Origin of the sequence: Sulfuricaulis sp., assembly GCF_040901545.1 — a bacterium.
Lineage (GTDB): Bacteria > Pseudomonadota > Gammaproteobacteria > Acidiferrobacterales > Sulfurifustaceae > Sulfuricaulis.
In genome coordinates this window covers 214,080-230,830 of sequence record NZ_JBBDYL010000045.1, presented here as the reverse complement: position 1 = coordinate 230,830, position 16,751 = coordinate 214,080, and the positions used below count along the sequence as shown (strand labels likewise).

Annotated in this window: 14 protein-coding genes; 4 read left to right on the top strand and 10 right to left on the bottom strand. The window is 57.4% G+C overall.

Annotated features, from left to right (window positions below; all coding sequences use genetic code 11):
• Positions 1–311 precede the first annotated feature (311 nt).
• The 8 genes from WD823_RS09470 to WD823_RS09435 all read right to left on the bottom strand — a co-directional run bounded on the left by WD823_RS09470 (position 312) and on the right by WD823_RS09435 (position 8,593).
• On the bottom strand, positions 312–1,460 hold the full coding sequence (locus tag WD823_RS09470) for a deoxyguanosinetriphosphate triphosphohydrolase (RefSeq protein WP_368429236.1): 1,149 nt from the start codon (positions 1,458–1,460) through the stop codon (positions 312–314).
• On the bottom strand, positions 1,460–2,545 hold the full coding sequence (gene aroB, locus WD823_RS09465; RefSeq protein WP_368429235.1) for a 3-dehydroquinate synthase: 1,086 nt from the start codon (positions 2,543–2,545) through the stop codon (positions 1,460–1,462). The genes WD823_RS09470 and aroB overlap by 1 nt, the downstream gene beginning before the upstream one ends.
• Positions 2,526–3,068: a shikimate kinase AroK gene (gene aroK, locus WD823_RS09460; protein WP_368429234.1), complete on the bottom strand. Its 543-nt coding sequence runs from the start codon at positions 3,066–3,068 to the stop codon at positions 2,526–2,528. The genes aroB and aroK overlap by 20 nt, the downstream gene beginning before the upstream one ends.
• An 81-nt stretch (positions 3,069–3,149) precedes the next feature.
• Complete coding sequence (gene pilQ, locus WD823_RS09455) at positions 3,150–5,771, bottom strand: type IV pilus secretin PilQ (RefSeq protein ID WP_368429233.1); 2,622 nt, start codon at positions 5,769–5,771, stop codon at positions 3,150–3,152.
• Between the two features lie 28 nt (positions 5,772–5,799).
• Positions 5,800–6,318, bottom strand: coding sequence for a pilus assembly protein PilP (locus WD823_RS09450; RefSeq protein WP_368429232.1), 519 nt, complete (start codon positions 6,316–6,318; stop codon positions 5,800–5,802).
• Positions 6,319–6,321: 3 nt separating this feature from the next.
• Complete coding sequence (locus tag WD823_RS09445) at positions 6,322–6,948, bottom strand: type 4a pilus biogenesis protein PilO (RefSeq protein WP_368429231.1); 627 nt, start codon at positions 6,946–6,948, stop codon at positions 6,322–6,324.
• Positions 6,945–7,520: a PilN domain-containing protein gene (locus tag WD823_RS09440; protein ID WP_368429230.1), complete on the bottom strand. Its 576-nt coding sequence runs from the start codon at positions 7,518–7,520 to the stop codon at positions 6,945–6,947. Before WD823_RS09440 ends, WD823_RS09445 begins: the two co-directional genes overlap by 4 nt.
• Entirely contained in the window at positions 7,517–8,593 is a 1,077-nt protein-coding gene (locus WD823_RS09435) for a pilus assembly protein PilM (RefSeq protein WP_368429229.1), read from the bottom strand. Before WD823_RS09435 ends, WD823_RS09440 begins: the two co-directional genes overlap by 4 nt.
• 259 nt (positions 8,594–8,852) lie before the next feature.
• Here WD823_RS09435 and WD823_RS09430 point away from each other — a divergent pair, with 259 nt between their 5' ends.
• The 4 genes from WD823_RS09430 to WD823_RS09415 all read left to right on the top strand — a co-directional run bounded on the left by WD823_RS09430 (position 8,853) and on the right by WD823_RS09415 (position 14,627).
• Positions 8,853–11,384 (top strand): penicillin-binding protein 1A, encoded by a 2,532-nt coding sequence (locus WD823_RS09430; protein WP_368429228.1) that lies wholly within the window; start codon positions 8,853–8,855, stop codon positions 11,382–11,384.
• Entirely contained in the window at positions 11,384–12,052 is a 669-nt protein-coding gene (locus tag WD823_RS09425) for a hypothetical protein (RefSeq protein WP_368429227.1), read from the top strand. The genes WD823_RS09430 and WD823_RS09425 overlap by 1 nt, the downstream gene beginning before the upstream one ends.
• A 112-nt stretch (positions 12,053–12,164) precedes the next feature.
• Positions 12,165–13,925, top strand: coding sequence for an arginine--tRNA ligase (gene argS, locus WD823_RS09420; RefSeq protein WP_368429226.1), 1,761 nt, complete (start codon positions 12,165–12,167; stop codon positions 13,923–13,925).
• 114 nt (positions 13,926–14,039) lie between these two features.
• Positions 14,040–14,627, top strand: a complete 588-nt coding sequence (locus tag WD823_RS09415) for an SPOR domain-containing protein (protein WP_368429225.1) — start codon at positions 14,040–14,042, stop codon at positions 14,625–14,627.
• A gap of 158 nt (positions 14,628–14,785) precedes the next feature.
• On the opposite strand, the gene WD823_RS09410 is transcribed toward WD823_RS09415, so the two are convergent.
• Both WD823_RS09410 and WD823_RS09405 read right to left on the bottom strand, forming a co-directional pair.
• Positions 14,786–15,247 (bottom strand): tripartite tricarboxylate transporter TctB family protein, encoded by a 462-nt coding sequence (locus WD823_RS09410; protein ID WP_368429224.1) that lies wholly within the window; start codon positions 15,245–15,247, stop codon positions 14,786–14,788.
• The gene (locus WD823_RS09405; protein ID WP_368429223.1) at positions 15,240–16,748 is read right to left on the bottom strand and encodes a tripartite tricarboxylate transporter permease; all 1,509 of its coding nucleotides are present in this window, start codon (positions 16,746–16,748) and stop codon (positions 15,240–15,242) included. The genes WD823_RS09410 and WD823_RS09405 overlap by 8 nt, the downstream gene beginning before the upstream one ends.
• Positions 16,749–16,751: the final 3 nt, after the last annotated feature.

Here is a 16,751-nt window from a genome sequence, read left to right as displayed (position 1 = left end):
AAAAAAGCATTAGCAAAAGGGGGGAAAAGTATACCGGCCCGTCTGGGCCGGTTCAATGGAAGCGGCTGGCGATCTGGCTTTTCACCCAGCGGAAATCAGGGGAATCAAATCAATTTTGGGTCACCGAACAGTCGAACGTTGGTAAATCTAAGGCAATTGAATTGGATGGAAGTGCTTGAAAAGCAACTGCATGCAGCTAACCGAACCCGGCGATCTCACCCCGGCATGATCCCCGGTGTGACTTTTTGTGCGGTTGGTGTCTGTACTACCGTACCGCCAAAACAGCAGTACCGTAACCTGAGGCGTTAACTTCAGTCGTTCAAGTTATTCCGTGCTGGATCATGAAACAGCCGTGCATATTCACGCATGGCATAGCGATCGGTCATGCCGGCGATATAGTCGGCCACGATCCGGGCCCGCGCCGGCGGTGCTTCTTGCGCGTGCAGTTTTTCCTGATACTGCGGCGGCATCCGCCGGGGATCTTGCATAAATGTCTCAAACAATTCGCGGACAATCCTGACCGCCTCGCGCATCATGCGAGACACCCGTTCGTGTGCATACAGATTCTGACGCAGAAAACGCTTCAGCTCGAGGGATCTTTCTCCCGCTTCCGGGCATTGCGCCACCAACGGTTTGGTCTGGCGCCGAACATCCTCGATGTGCTTGATCCCCGATGCTGCAATCAGGCTCCGGCTGTTTTCGATGAGATCCGTCACCACAAAGTTGATCATGCGACGCACGGTTTCGTAAATGGCGCGGCGCGGGGCAATGTCAGGATAACGACGCTGCACCTCCTGGTATTGTCTGGCAAACAAGGCTACCTCCATGAGCTGATCCACGCTCAGCAAACCGGAACGCAACCCGTCGTCCACATCGTGATTGTTGTAGGCGATCTCATCGGCGATGTTGACCAGTTGGGCCTCCAGGCCGGGCTGGTTTTTTTCCAAAAAACGCTTTCCCAGTTCGCCGAGCTTCCGGGCATTGTTTGCCGAACAATGCTTCAGCACGCCTTCACGGGTTTCAAACGTCAGATTGAGGCCAGGAAAAGTAGCGTAGCGTTCTTCAAGTTCGTCCACCACCCGCAGTGATTGCAGATTATGCTCAAACCCGCCGTAGTCCCGCATGCATTCGTTCAGCGTGTCCTGACCGGAATGCCCGAATGGCGTGTGCCCGAGGTCGTGGGCCAGGGCGATGGCCTCGGTCAGATCTTCGTTGAGCGAAAGCGCCCGGGCAATGGTACGGCCGATCTGGGCTACCTCGATCGAGTGTGTCAGGCGTGTGCGGAACAGGTCGCCCTCGTGGTTGATGAAAACCTGGGTTTTGTATTCCAGCCGGCGAAACGCCGCGCTGTGAATGATGCGGTCGCGGTCGCGCTGATATTCCGAGCGGTTGCCGGGCGGGGGCTCCGGGTATTGCCGTCCGCGCGAGCTGGCATCCTGCGCCGCGAATGGTGCCAGCATTACGCCCCTTCCCGCCGGCTGGCGAGGGTCGCTTCGAGGTCCGCGCGCGGGTAATCATCGGTCACCACCGCCTCACCGATGCGCTTGAGCAGCACCAGCCGCAGACGTCCCTGCTGTACCTTTTTATCCACGGACATAAGTTCAAGCAACCGTGGGGTCTGCAGCTGTGCCGGCGCGCGTACCGGAAGACGCGCACGCTGAATAAGATCCTCCAGGCGCGCGACGTCCGAGGCGGACAACCACCCGAGACGTCGCGACAGGTCGGCTGCCATGATCATGCCCGCTGCAATCGCCTCGCCGTGCAGCCAGTTTCCATATCCCAGACCGGTTTCGATGGCGTGACCGAAGGTATGGCCCAAGTTAAGAATGGCGCGCACGCCGGATTCGTGCTCGTCCGCGGCAACCACTTCGGCTTTGTTCCGGCACGAACGGTGAATGGCGAAGGACAGCGCCTCGGGATCGAGCATGAGCAATTTTTCCAGGTTGGCTTCAAGCCAGGAAAAGAAATCGGGATCGCGGATCAGTCCGTACTTGATGACCTCGGCCATGCCAGCCGAGAGTTCACGGTCGGGCAACGTTCTAAGCGTATCGGTATCAATTATTACCGCGCGCGGCTGGTGAAAAGCGCCAATCATGTTTTTACCCAAAGGATGATTGACGCCGGTTTTGCCGCCAACGGCGGAGTCCACCTGTGCCAGCAAAGTGGTCGGCACTTGGAGGTAGGACACACCGCGCTGATAACAGGCCGCGGCAAATCCAGCCATGTCGCCAATGACACCGCCCCCCAGCGCCACGACTGTCGTGCGCCGGTCGCAATGCGCGGAGAGCATGGCATCGAAAATCCGGCTCAGCACTTCAAGCGTTTTATACTGCTCGCCATCCGGCAAGATCACCTCGACCGGATTAAGTGATGCCATGGCGGCATGCAACTTGGCAAGATACAACGGTGCCACGGTTGTATTGGTAACAATGGCGATGCGGCTTTCCTTGACATGCCGTGTCAACAACGTGGAATCACCGAGCAGACCTGCGCCGATGTAAATCGGATAACTGCGTACGCCGAGGTCAAGAGACAATGTTTTCATCGATATCCAGGATTTCCAGTTTGCGTGCGATCTCGCGCGCCACGCTCATCGGCGAGCGGTGCGCCGTTTCAACCACGATATCCGCCGTCTGCTGGTAAATCGGTTCACGAGCCTTGAGGATGGCTTCCAGTGTGCGGCGGCGGTCGGCGGTCTGCAGCAAGGGGCGGTGGCGGTCACGACGCGTGCGTTGCAGGATGGTGTCAAGCGGGGCATGCAGGTAAACCACCACGCCGCGCGCGTGCAGAATCCGGCGGTTGTCCGCTGACAGGATAACGCCGCCTCCGGTGGCAAGTACCATGTTGGACTTGCGCGTCAAATCGTCGAGTATGGAAGATTCCCGGATGCGGAAACCGGCCTCGCCTTCGATTTCGAAGATCAGCGGAATGCTTGCACCGGTGCGTTTCTCGATTTCCTGATCGGAGTCCTGGAACTCCTTGCCGAGCAGTTCGGCCAGATGCCGCCCGATGGTGGATTTACCCGCGCCCATCGCGCCGATCAAAAAAATATTGTCCGCCCGGCTCATGGCCGCTGGTATGCCAGCATCCCGGACATAAATCAAGCGAACCGGCCCCTTCGCGGGAGGCCGGTTCGAATAACTGCCTGGTTAGCGCATGCTGAGGTTTTCCGAGAGGATTCTCGGTGTCAGAAAGATGAGCAGTTCGGTTTTATTGTCCTTGGCTTCCTTGCTCTTGAACAGCCAGCCCAGAAGCGGAATATCGCCGAAAAACGGTACCTTGGTTAGGGTATCGGTTTTGTCCTGCTCATAAATGCCGCCAATGACCACGGTTTCGCCGTTGTCGAGGAGTACCTGGGTTTTAACCTCCTTGACGTTCAGGACACCCGTGACAGCGTCGGCAAAATTGTCCTTGGTTATGTTTACATCCAGATTGATACGGTCGTCCGGCGTAATTTGCGGAGTTACCTCGAGTTTGAGAGTCGCCTTCTTGGTAACCACGGATCCCACGCCCAGAACGTTGGTGGTAAACACACGTTCCTGGCCTTGTTCGATACGCGCCTGTTTTTGATTGGCCGTGATCACCCGCGGGCTGGAAATAACCTTGCCCTTGCCTTCTTGCTCGAGCGCCGAAAGCTCCAGATTCAATAATCCCCCGTTGGCGCCCAGTTTGGCGAAGGTAAGCCCGATGGAGCCGGCGGGTGAGGCACCGATGCCGGCCGATGGCAGGTTAACATTCAAACCACTCGCATTTGATGACATCGTCCCGGCGGAAACAATTGATGAGCTGTCGGTGACATTGCCGGATACCGCTCCTGAACGACCGGAGTTTGCGGTGTCCGTGTATTTGGCCCCGAACCGCGATCCGAGGGTCTTGCTGAAATTATCCGTGGCCTCCACGAGGCGGGATTCGATCATGACCTGGCGCACGGGCTGATCCAGCTGTGCGATCAGCTTGCGCACTTCCCGGATCTTGCCGGGTGTGTCCTGGATGAGGATCGAATTGGTGCGCGCATCCACGGTAACCTGCCCGCGGGGTGATAACAGCGTATTCGACTGCGTGGCAATCTGCGTCGTCGCACCGGTAGCCGTGCTGCCGAATACCGGGTGTTCTATTGCGGTGGCGCCGCCTACGGGTTTGATCGATTTTATTAGGGCTGCGATATCATCGGCCTTGGCATAATTGATTTGAATCAGTTCCGAAACCAGCGGTTCCAATTCGATCACGGCTTTGGTCGCTTCCAGCGCGGCTTTCTCCTTGGCGGCCACTTCCGGGGCGGGTGCAATCGTGAGCACGTTACCCTTGCGGCGCATGGCCAGGTTCTTGCTGTCAAGAACGAGGTCCAGCGCCTGATCCCACGGTACGTCTTTCAGCCGCAAGGTCAGCGAACCCTTGACCGTGTCGCTCACGACAAAATTGAGTCCCGTGAAATCAGCCAGGACCTGAAGCGCGGCCCGCACATCGATGTTCTGAAAATTGAGCGAAAGTTTCTCGCCCGAATATCCGAATTCGTCGACCTTTTTTTCATCCGCTTTTTCAATCACCGGCTTGACGTTGACGGTGAAAGCCGTCCCGGTCTGATAGGCAAGCTGCTCATACTTGCCCTTCGGGGTAATGATCATACGGGTGTTCTTGCCCTGCACAAACGTATCGATCGTCTGGACCGGAGTCGCAAAGTCCACCACGTCGAGTCGCCGTTGCAGGTCGGACGGTGCCGAGGTATTCAGGAAGTCCACCAGAATTTCACCGGCCTGTTCGCGGATATCGATGCCGACCGAGGGATCGGACAAATTAACAATAATTTTTCCGTCCCCGTGCGGTCCGCGTCGGAAATCGATTCCCTTGAGGCTGTATTTCCCGGCCTTGCGGCTGCTGGCGAAATGCGTGGTTTTAGCTTCTACCGCGCCGGCGATGGCTCCGACCGGTGCTGCCACGGTCAAAATAAAGTTATTGCCGTCGATACTCGTTGTGTAGGCGACCAGCTTGACCAGGCTCAGCACGACGCGTGACCGGTCTTCCGCCTCAATGGCGGTAACACTGGTTACCGCGGCCTCCCTGACGGAAATACTTTTTTTCGCCAGTCCTACGCGGGCGTTGGGGAAATCAAGCGATATTCGCGCCGGGTTGGTGATGGAAAAAGTGTTCGGTTCCACCGGTGGTTTTGTCATCTTTAACGTAATCTGAATCCGGTCACCGGGCAATTTCGCGTAAAGAATGTCCTCGATAATATTTTTATCACTGACCGCCTGGCTGGTCGTGTCCGCCGCGGTGGATGATTCGGGAGGTGGCAAATCGGATTTGGCAGTCGCTTCCGGCACAGTGGCAGGTAAAGCGGCCGCCACCTGGGGTGATGATGCCGGTGTCATAATGGCAGTTGACACTCGATACCCGTAATCGGCTTTCTGCACATCGACCTGCCCGGGTTCGGTCATCAGTAAATCGATCACCACGGCGGTGCCGTTATCGGCAAGATAGGGATAAACCCCCTTGACAGTGTCCCGGCCTGAAATTTCCGTAAGCGATGTTCCCATGGTGCTATTCGGAAAGCTGACGCGCAGGCGCTGACCGTCTTCCAGCACCTGGGTAAGATAATTAGTGTCACCGGCGATGCGTATTTGCAGCACCGGCGTGTCGCTGCCCGGTTCCCAGGCGATGGACTGTATCTCCGCGCCATATGCAGCGGTGTTCATTCCGAGCGTGGCCGCCACAAGCGCCAGATAGATACCAGCCGTGGCGGCAACATTTCGCAAGATCCGTGTGTGCAGTTTCATGTCATCCCACCTTCCTTAATATTCCGGTTCATTCCATCAGTGCCAGACTGGCTTCACGCTCCACCCAATCACCCATCGCGCCCTGAATCAATTCGATCAAATCAACCTTTTCTTCGGTAATTTTTCTGATCATCCCGGAGTTCTGCCCGAGATGATCCCCCAGTTGCGCGCGATGCACGGTACCGTCCGGCGCCTGAATGACGGCCCATGCCTGCTTGCCGCGCATAAGGGTGCCAACCATTTTCAATGAATCCAAAGGATAGTCCTCAAGCGGTTCCTTGCGCCGGATCGGGTCAGGTCGCGGACCACTGGCACTTTTTTGCGCCTGCGGCTTGAGATTGAATAAGGCAAAAGGATCAGGGAGGTTGGTGGAATTATAGATAAACGTTTCCTGCATCTTGATTTCCGGCAGCGGCTCCACCTTCGGCTTGCGGTCGGCGTACGCGCTTTTTACGAAATCGCGCAGATCATCCAAGCCATCGCTGCTGCAGCCTGCGAGCGCGATACACAGGAATCCCGACACAAGCAGTGTTTTTTTGTTATTCATATTTTATCTCCTCACCGCCCGAGGCTTGCCCGTGTCTTGTTTCACGGCTTTGCCTTCATCCAGGTAACGGTAAGTTTTGGCCTTCGCCGACATGGTCAATTTGCTGTCTTTGCCGCTTGAAGTGATATTGATATCGCCGAAGGTCACGATGCGAGGCAGGGCGGCAACATCGCTGATGAATTGCGCCAGTTCGTGATACGAACCCTTGACTTCGACACTGATCGGCATTTCGGCATAGAAATCCCGGGGTTGTTCCTTCTCCGGACGAAACAGATTGAACTCCAGTCCGCGACCCAGACCTGCCTGGGTGATATCAACCAGCAGGTCGGGCACTTCCGTTGTATTGGGCAGCTGCCGCAGCAGACTGCCGAAGGTCTGTTCCATCTCCTCCATTTGCTGCCGGTAGGCCGGCAAATTGACCGCGAGCGCTTTCTTGTTCATAAAAGTTTCGCGCAGGCTCACTTCCCTTTGCTGTGCCTCTCTATATTGATCGAGTTCACCCTGTATGAGAAACCAATATCCGGCAAAAAGAATAAGCGCGCACACAAACAGAATTCCGCCGATCTTGATCGGCACCGGCCAGGAGGCAAGGTTGTTGACATCGATATTTTTCAGTTCGTCCAGGGTCATGAGCCGGTATCCGTCAACTTTTTCTTTTGTTTTTCGGACTGCTTGACGTTCAGTGAAAAGGAACTGACGCGATCACTGCCCGCGGCTTTAGAAGTGATTACTTCAAGTTCTGGGTTCGCGAACCAGTCGGATGAGGCAAGATTGCGCATCAGCGCCGATACGCGGGCGTTCGACTGTGCCATGCCCTGCAAGGCGATGTTATTGCCGGTATGTTTTAATGATGAGAAGTAAATGCCCTCCGGCAGCTTGCGCGCGAGCTCATCGAATAAATGCACCACCTGGGTGCGGTCACTTTGCAGTTCGTAAATGACATTCATACGTGCAATCAGGGCGGCGCGCTGTTTTTTCAGCGCGGCAATTTCCTTGATTTCCTTATCTACCTTGGCGATTTCCTGGTTGAGAAAGTCATTGCGCCGGTTTTGGTTCTCGATGAGAGAACTCACGTGCACATGAGCATAGAAGATGACTACACCCATGAGAATCCATGCACCCACGGCGATCGAGAGCAACTGCCGGTCCTGCTCTTTGCGCTGCATTTCGCGCCATGGCAGAAGATTGATGCGGGTCGTCATTCGTCAAAGCTCCGCAGGGCAAGTCCACAGCTGATCATGAGCGAGGGGGCATCGTTGGACAGATGCTGTGGTTTGATGCGCGAGGCGAGCGACATACTCGCAAAAGGATTGGCCACCATCGACGGGACACCGATACGCGCGGCTACGAGTTCATCGATACCCGCCACCTGCGCACAGCCGCCGGCGAGCAACAGTTGATCCACGCTGTTGAAAGGAGTGGATGAATAGAAAAACTGCAGCGCCCGCATGATTTCCTGGCACATGGCTTCCATGAAAGGCCGCAGGACATCCGTTTGATAGTTGTCCGGCAAACCGCCCTGCTTTTTCGCCAGCCCGGCTTCCTCATATGACAGGCCGTAACGGCGCTGAATTTCCTCGGTCAATTGCCGTCCGCCGAATGCGTGATCGCGGGTGTATACCGATCGGTTGTTGTGCACGACGTTGATTGTGGTCGCGGTGGCGCCGATATCCAATACCGCGATCGTCTTTTCCAAACCGCCGCCAGGCATGTGGCTGGTGATGAGCGAAAAAGCGTTTTCCATGGCATAGGTTTCGACATCCACCACGAGCGGTATTAGGCCCGGCCTTTGAATCACGGCGAGGTAATCATCGACTATTTCCTTGCGGCAGGCAGCCATCAGCACGTCTACTTCATCGGGGCTGTTTTCCGTCGGACCAAGAATATGAAAGTCGAGATTGATTTCATTCAACGGATAGGGAATGTAGTGATCCGCCTCCATTTCCACCTGCATCTGGCGGTCCTGATCATTCAGGTTTGCTGCCATCTTGATGGTCTTGGTGATCACGTGTGCGGCCGGCACCGCTACGGCGGCGTGTCTCACACGTGTGCCCGATTTCTTGACGGCGCGTTCAACAACATCCGCGACTTGCTCGACTTCCGTGATCGCATGTTCGACCACGGCATTCTGCGGAAGTGGTTCCACGGCATAGCGTTCGACACGCACGTGATCGCCCGACCGGCTCAGTTCGAGAACTTTTACCGCCGAAGAGCTGATATCGATCCCGATCAGTTGCGGCTTTTTCTTGCTAAACAAATCAGAAAGCCCCTTCACCTGATTTTCCTCTTAGATTCCATGAGTTATAATTAATACATATTAATGTTGTTTAAATGCTAAAGACAAATATAGACTATAGAAATTGGAAATGACAAATTAGGGTTTTACGCTGGTTTTCACGGGTTTCAGCACCGGGTTTCGCCTGAAACGGCCCACAAACTCCCGAAAATGCCAGTGCTTGATGGTGGTGGTTTATACTGTTCGGTACGCCGGAATCCGGATTTTCCTGACTAAATCCAACTAAGTCTCACCCGCCATGAATGATTCAGGGAGCGCTTTCTCCCGCTGGTTCCGCCAGCATCTTCTCGCACAACGGTGGCAACTGGCACTGATCGGACTGTTTGGCCTGCTCGTCAGCGGCGTGGTGATGCTGGCGTTGGTGGCGCTCGTTCTGACGCCGACCTTGCCTTCGCTTGAAGACCTCTCGGGCGCGCAATTGAAGGTGCCGATGCGGGTATACACGGCTGACGGGCAACTGATCGCCGAATTCGGCGAAGAGAAGCGCATACCGGTAACAATGGATGAAATTCCGGATCTGCTCGTCAAGTCGGTACTCGCCGCCGAGGACCGATCCTTTTTCTATCACCATGGCGTGGACTTCCTGGGCATTGTGCGCGCGGCGTGGCACAACTTTCGGACCCAGACCGCGGGACAGGGCGCAAGCACTATCACCATGCAGGTCGCGCGGAATTTTTTTCTCAGTCCGGAAAAAACCTACACCCGCAAGCTCAGGGAAATATTGCTGGCCTTCAAGATCGAGCGCGAATTAACCAAGCCGCAAATCCTGGAGCTTTATTTTAATAAAATATTTCTCGGACACCGCGCTTACGGCTTTGCCGCCGCCGCCCAAGTGTATTACGGAAAGGATCTTAAGGAATTAACGCTACCGGAAATGGCCATGCTCGCCGGCCTGCCCAAGGCGCCCTCACGGGACAACCCGCTCACCAATCCGGAAAACGCCCTCGAGCGGCGCAACATCATCTTGCGTCAGATGCACAACCTCGATTTTATCGATGAGGCCCAGTACACCGTGGCCACGAATACGCCGCTGGCCGCCTCGAAGCAATCCTACCGATTCAGCGTCGATGCGCCCTATGTGGCTGAAATGGTGCGCCAGTACATGATTCATAACTACGACGAGAAAACCTATGGGGGCGGGTTCCACGTCTACACCACGATCAAATCCAAAGACCAGCAGGCCGCGGTCAAAGCCCTGCGTTACGGTTTACTCGAATATGAGCGCCGGCATGGATATCGGGGACCGGTCGGTCACGTGTCGATTGGCCTCGATCCGGACAAGGAACGTCTTGACGACGTGCTCAAGGATTATCGCGTGGTGGGAGATTTACTTCCCGGCATCGTGATCACCACGGACGAACAAAGTGTGCAAGTCTACACCCAGGACGGCGCCATCGCGGAAATCGGTTGGGGCGGATTATCCTGGGCCCGGGCTTATATCGACGATAACGCTCAGGGTGCCCCTCCCAAGACGGCCTCCGACGTGGTGCAGCCGGGAGATGTGATTTACCTCGAATACATCGAGGAGCCGGAAAAGAAACAGAATATCGGATCGTGGCGTCTGGCCCAGATTCCGGAAATTGCCGGCGCGCTGGTGTCATTGCGTCCTGCCGATGGCGCCATCATGGCGCTGACCGGTGGTTTTGATTTTTTCCAAAGCAGGTTCAATCGTGTAATCCAGGCGGAGCGCCAACCGGGCTCAAGCATCAAACCCTTTATATTTACCGCAGCGCTGGACAAAGGATTCACGCCCGCGACCACGGTCAGCGGCGCACCGATCGTCATGGAAGGTGAAACTCCAGAAGATGAATGGCGGCCTGAAGATTACAGCAAAAAATTCTACGGCCCCACGCGGCTGCGGAAAGCGTTAGCCCAATCGCTCAACTTGGTTGCCGTGAGACTGCTGCGTGCCATCGGCGTATCCTACGCGGCTCAGTACATCGAACGATTCGGGTTCGATCCTGCCAAAATACCCCGCAATCTGTCACTGGCGCTGGGTACGGCCTCTGCCACACCGATGCAGATGGCGACCGCGTTCGCAGTGTTCGCTAACGGAGGTTTCCGCATCACGCCATATTTCATCACACGTGTCGAGGACGCCAATCATACTGTTTTGGAACAGGCAAAACCTGCCGTCATCTGCCCCGATTGTGCCGTTCCGGCAGACCAGGCCTCCGCCACCGCCATACCGGCCGCTACGGCAGGAACAAACCCACCGGTCCACGTTCCCACAGACAAGCTGGAACCTCCCCCCGCGCTCGCGCCTCGCTTGCTGAGTCCCGAGGTGGCATACCTCATGACCAGCATGATGCAGGATGTGATTCGCGAGGGCACCGGTAGGGGGGCACTCGTGCTGGGACGCAAGGATCTGTCCGGCAAGACCGGCACCACCAACGAATACCGTGATGCCTGGTTTTCCGGATTCAACGCCGATATCGCCACCACCGTGTGGGTGGGGTTCGATCAACCGGCATCACTGGGTCGCGGCGAGACCGGCGGACGCGCCGCGCTTCCCATCTGGATTGAATATATGCGCACGGCACTGCAAGATATTCCCGAGAAACCGCTGATCCCCCCGGACACGGTGCTGCGCCTTACCATCAACAGCGAGACCGGGAAACCGACGACCATGGATGATCCGCTGGCAGTGGAAGAATATTTCATCCAGGGCACGGAAAAGCCACACGACCTGCCCGGTATCGAGGGTGAAGCCGGCCCAGACGCGCCGCCTTCCAAGGTACCGGAAAACATCCGCGAGAAATTATTTTAATGGGCATCAAATCACGCTCGCTTCCCACCGGGCGTCGCAACAAGTCGCACGTGCCGGGTGCGGATACGCTACGCAGGCACATTGCAACGGACGCCGCACGTATTATGGCGGAAGAAGGCGTGCGCGATTTCCAGATCGCAAAGCGCAAGGCCGCGGAACGCCTCGGTCTGCCCGAAACCAAACATCTCCCGGGCAACGACGAAGTGGATATGGCCCTCCAAGAACACCTGCGTCTGTTTCACAGTGGACGACTCACGCAGACTGTCCGGCATTTGCGTGAACTCGCCGCCGAAGCCATGCATTTCCTCGAAAAATTCGAACCGCGGCTGGTTGGACCGGTGTTGAGCGGTACCGTCACCTCGACCAGCGCCATCGAGTTGCACCTCACCGCGGACACACCGGAAGAAATCGGCTTCTGGCTGGACGACCATGGCATTCCCTACAAACAGGCGGACCGGCGTCTGCGCTTCGGCGGTGACCGATATGAAGCCTACCCGGCCTACAGCTTTACCGCCGACGGTGTACCCGTGGAATTGTGTGTCTTCGGTCATCGTCAAGCGCGCGAAACGCCATTAAGTCCGGTCGACGGCAAACCGATGAAACGGGCGAACCGGCGGGAGGTGGAAATGCTGATCAACGGGGCGACCGACACCGCCGCCGGAACATAAATTAAAAAATTAATAAGCCGGTAGTGCCAAAATCTCCCGGCCAGCCACACCGCTTCTCGCACCGCGAACGGCCCGGTAGAATCGGCGACATTTGGGCGCATAACAAACCATCTTGAAACACCACATCGAAAATCTGATTGCCTCGGCACTTGCGGGCCTCGAGGCCAATGGCGTGCTGCCGCAAGATCACGGCGCCACCATCGATGTCGATCACACGAAATCCAAGGAACACGGCGATTTTGCCAGCAATGTAGCGTTGGTCCTGGCAAAAGTGGTGCGCGCCAAGCCGCGCGAGCTCGCTGAAAAAATCCGCAAAGCCCTGCCGGCTTCTGAAAAAATCGCCAAGGTTAAGATTGCGGGGCCGGGCTTCATCAATTTTTTTCTCACGTCCGATGCCCAACTCGATGTCATCCGTGAAGTGCTGGCGCATCGCGAACGATTCGGCCGCAGCCGGATCGGCGCGGGCCGTAAAATCCAGCTGGAATTCGTTTCGGCCAACCCCACGGGCCCGCTGCACGTCGGTCACGGGCGCGGTGCGGCCTACGGGGCCACGCTGGCCAATTTGCTGGACGCCGTGGGCTTTGCGGTGCATCGCGAATATTACGTCAACGACGCCGGCCGGCAGATGGACATTCTCGCCACCAGTGTCTGGCTGCGCTACCTCGCGCTGAGTGGTGAGAAATTTGACTTTCCCGTCAACGGTTACCGGGGCGACTACGTGCACGACATCAGCGCCGCCGTACGACGGGAAAACGGCGACAAGTTTCGCCGACCGGCGGCGGTGCTGTTCGAAAACATCCCGCCGGATGAACCCAAAAACGGCGACAAGGAGAAACACATCGACGCGCTGATCGAGCGGGCCAAATCGCTCCTTGGCCCAAACGACTATCGCCAGGTATTCGATCGCGGACTGCGGGTCATTCTCGATGACATCCGCCAGGATCTAGAGGAATTCGGTGTCACGTACGATCAGTGGTTTTCCGAGCGCGCACTGGTGGAAGACGGCGCCGCCGATCGCGCCATCGTCCGCCTAAAGCAATCGGATCATGCGTATGAAAAAGAGGGAGCACTGTGGTTCCGTTCCACCGACTATGGCGATGAAAAGGACCGCGTACTGGTGCGCGAAAACGGCCAGAAAACCTATTTCGCCCACGACATCGCCTACCACATGGACAAGCTCGAACGCGGCTTCGACCGGGTCATCGACATCTGGGGAGCGGATCATCACGGTTACGTTCCGCGTATCAAGGCCGCACTGGCCGCGATCGGTGATGACCCGGAGCGGTTGCACGTACTGCTGGTCCAGTTCGCCATCCTGTATAAAGGAGGTGAGCGCATGCAGATGTCCACGCGCAGCGGCGAATTTGTCACGCTGCGTACCTTGCGGAGCGAAGTGGGTAATGACGCCGCGCGGTTTTTTTACGTGCTGCGCAAATGTGAACAACACATGGATTTCGATCTCGATCTGGCCAAGTCACAGTCCAGCGACAACCCGGTGTATTACGTGCAGTACGCGCACGCGCGTATTCATAGCGTGTATCGCCAACTGAAAGAAAAAGGGCTCGCTCATGATCCGTCCAACGGCGACCGGAATCTCACTCGCCTCACGGAACCTCATGAGCTGGCGCTCATCGAGCGCCTCGCGCGCTATCCCGAAATGGTGGAGGCCGCTGCGTTGGCCTATGAGCCGCATCAACTCGCGTACTACCTGCGAGAACTCGCCTACGATTTTCATACCTATTACGGGGCGCACACTTTTCTGGTGGACGACGCCGCGGTGCGCGATGCGCGTCTTAACTTGATTTCGGCCGCACGCCAGGTCATTGCCAATGGGCTCGCGCTCCTGGGTGTGTCGGCGCCGGAAAGTATGTAGATTCCGCGAACGGCATCGCCGAGCGCACAGGGAATAGCAAGACCCTAAATGAATATGATCATTTTGTTTCTTTCCGCTGTGTTCTTTCGGCCCGCTGTGGCTAAATAGCTTTCCATGACCCAGGGGCGCAGAAGATCTTCCGGACCTCGGTGGCACAAACGCGGCTGGTTGCTGCTTTTGGTCGGCATCGGCATCGGCGTGGCCGGTGTGATGCTGACACAAATGCTCACGCATCGCGCCGACGGCCGTGGCGGTCTCTCGAACCTCTTTTCCAGCTTCAACAAACCGGCGGAAAAACCAGCAAAAAGAGCGCCTGAACCGGCGAAACTTCCGAAGCCTAAATTCGATTTCTACACCATCCTTCCGGAAACCGAGACGGTGCTGCCCGAACGGCGTGCGCGCGCCAAACCGGTCAAAACCAAACCGGAGGAGGGCGTCAGTTACATTCTGCAGGCAGGCTCATTCGCCGGCTTTGAAGAGGCCGATCATCTCAAGGCCAAGCTCGCACTCGCGGGCCTGGTCGCGCAGATTCAGAAAGTCACCATCGAGGGGCGGGGGGACTACTATCGGGTACGCCTGGGCCCGTTTGACAAGCTGGAGAATCTCGACGCCGCCGAGCAACGGCTCAAGCAGCTCGGCATCTCCAAGCCGCTCGCGCTCAAGGTTAAAAGTGCGCCGGCCGACGCGCCCGATGCCGGTTAGGCGCGCGCCAGCGGCGCCATGATCCCTACAGATCCGTCTTGGCCTCGAAACCGAAACCAACAATGCCGGGCAGGCGCACGTAGTCGTTCTGCAACGGGATATACCATCGACGAAAGTGCCGAACTGCTGAAATATATCAGGGTAGGACTTGTTTAACGCTACATCAGGGCGCCCGTCGGCAGCGGCACTTTCAGTCCGAAAGCAAATACCGCGTACAGTCCGACGACCAAGGCCAGCGTGCTGAGCGCGTAGACGATGGCGCGGCGCACAGTCCAGCGGTCCCAGTTGGCGACCAGCAACAGCGCCAGCGCCGCCACTACGCTGGTAACCAAAAACCCGATGCGGTTGAGCAACAGCGCCCATGCGACCATTACCGCGACCAGCAACAGCCGGCGCGGGATCGAGCCCGGCGCCGGTGGCTCGACACCGACGTGGGGCTTGAAGAAACGCCAGACAATATAGATAACTGAAAATATGATCATCGCCGAGGCGATGGTGCGCGGGAACACCGACCCGAGCGGGGTCATGTCGCGGGTGTAATACAGCGCCAGCGCCCCGACGACGATAAATCCGACGGCGGACAGCAGGCTCGCGATGTCGCGCGCGGGTCGCTCAGTCACCGGACACCACCCCTCGGCGCATGTGCCATCGCCGTGTCAGGTACGGGTAGAACAAGGACAACAGGATAAAACCGATGACCGCCATGGAGATCGGACGGAAAAAGAACTCGGCCAGTACGCTTCCGCGCGCGCCGCCGATGAGATAACCCTGGACGAATCCCGCCTCCGCGATCGGGCCGAGAATCACGCCGAGCACGATCGGCGACGGACTGTAACCCAAACGGTTGAGGACCCACCCGATGATGCCGAGTACCACCATCACAAGCACATCATCTGTGTTGTTGTTGATGGCATAACTGCCGATCACCGTCAGAAAACCGACTGCCGGCACCAGTACCGCCTTCGGGATGGTCACGATCGACTTGAATGCATAACGTCCGATCAGCAACCCCATCGGCAGCATCAGCAACGTGGCGATGATGAGACCATAAATAAACGTGTACACGATCGAGCTCTGCTCGCCGAACAGCGAAGGCCCGGTGCGGATGCCCTGAACCAGCAGGGCGCCAAGGATGACAGCGTCGGGTGGGGTTCCGGGAATGCCAAGCACCAGGGTGGGAATCAGGCCACCGCCCACGGTGGCGTTGTTTGCGCTTTCGGTGGCCAATACCCCGTCCGGCTCGCCTTTGCCGAAATTCGTCAATCGCTTTGATGTGCGCCGTGCTTCCGAGTACGCCACCAGCGAGGCGATCGATCCGCCGGCGCCCGGGAGGATGCCGACGAATGTCCCGACGACGGAGCTGCGGATGAGATTAACCTTGGAGCGCAACGAGATCGACAGCGCCTCGCGCAAACGGTAGCCGGCTATTTGGTTGCCGAGTTTCAGGTGCGGATCCGGCGTTGCGACCAGATCGATCAGCACCGGGATGCAATACAGGCCGATGAGGGCCGACACCACGTCGACGCCGCCGAGCAGCATCTTGAGGTCCATGGTGTAGCGGATGTCGCCGCCCACCTCCGCCACACCGATCATGGACAGCAATAACCCGGCACAACCGCCGATCAAGCCCTTGAGCATGTTACCTTCACTCAGGGTACCGATCAGCGTCAGTCCGAAGATCGCGAGCCAAAAGTATTCGACCGGTCCGAACTTCAGCGCCACCTCCGCCAGCGGCGGCGCGAGACCAAGCAGAAATAGCGCACCCACCAGACCGCCAAAGACCGAAGCCAGACAGGCGAGCGTGATGGCGAGATCGCCGTCGCCTCGCTTGGCCATGGGGTAGCCTTCGAAGGTGGTGGCGATCGCCGAGGGCGTGCCGGGGGTGTTGAGCAGAATCGCGGAATACGCACCGCCGTAAATCGCGCCGGTGTAAATCGCCCCGAGGACGATCAACGCCGATGCCGGCGGCATTCCGAAGGTGAACGGCACGAGCACTGCCACCGCCATGGTGGCGGTGAGGCCGGGCAGCGCACCGATGATCGTCCCGGCCGCAACGCCAACAACCGCGAGCAGCAGATTGACCGGAGTCAGCGCGTCAACCAGAAACTCGATGCCCGGCATCGC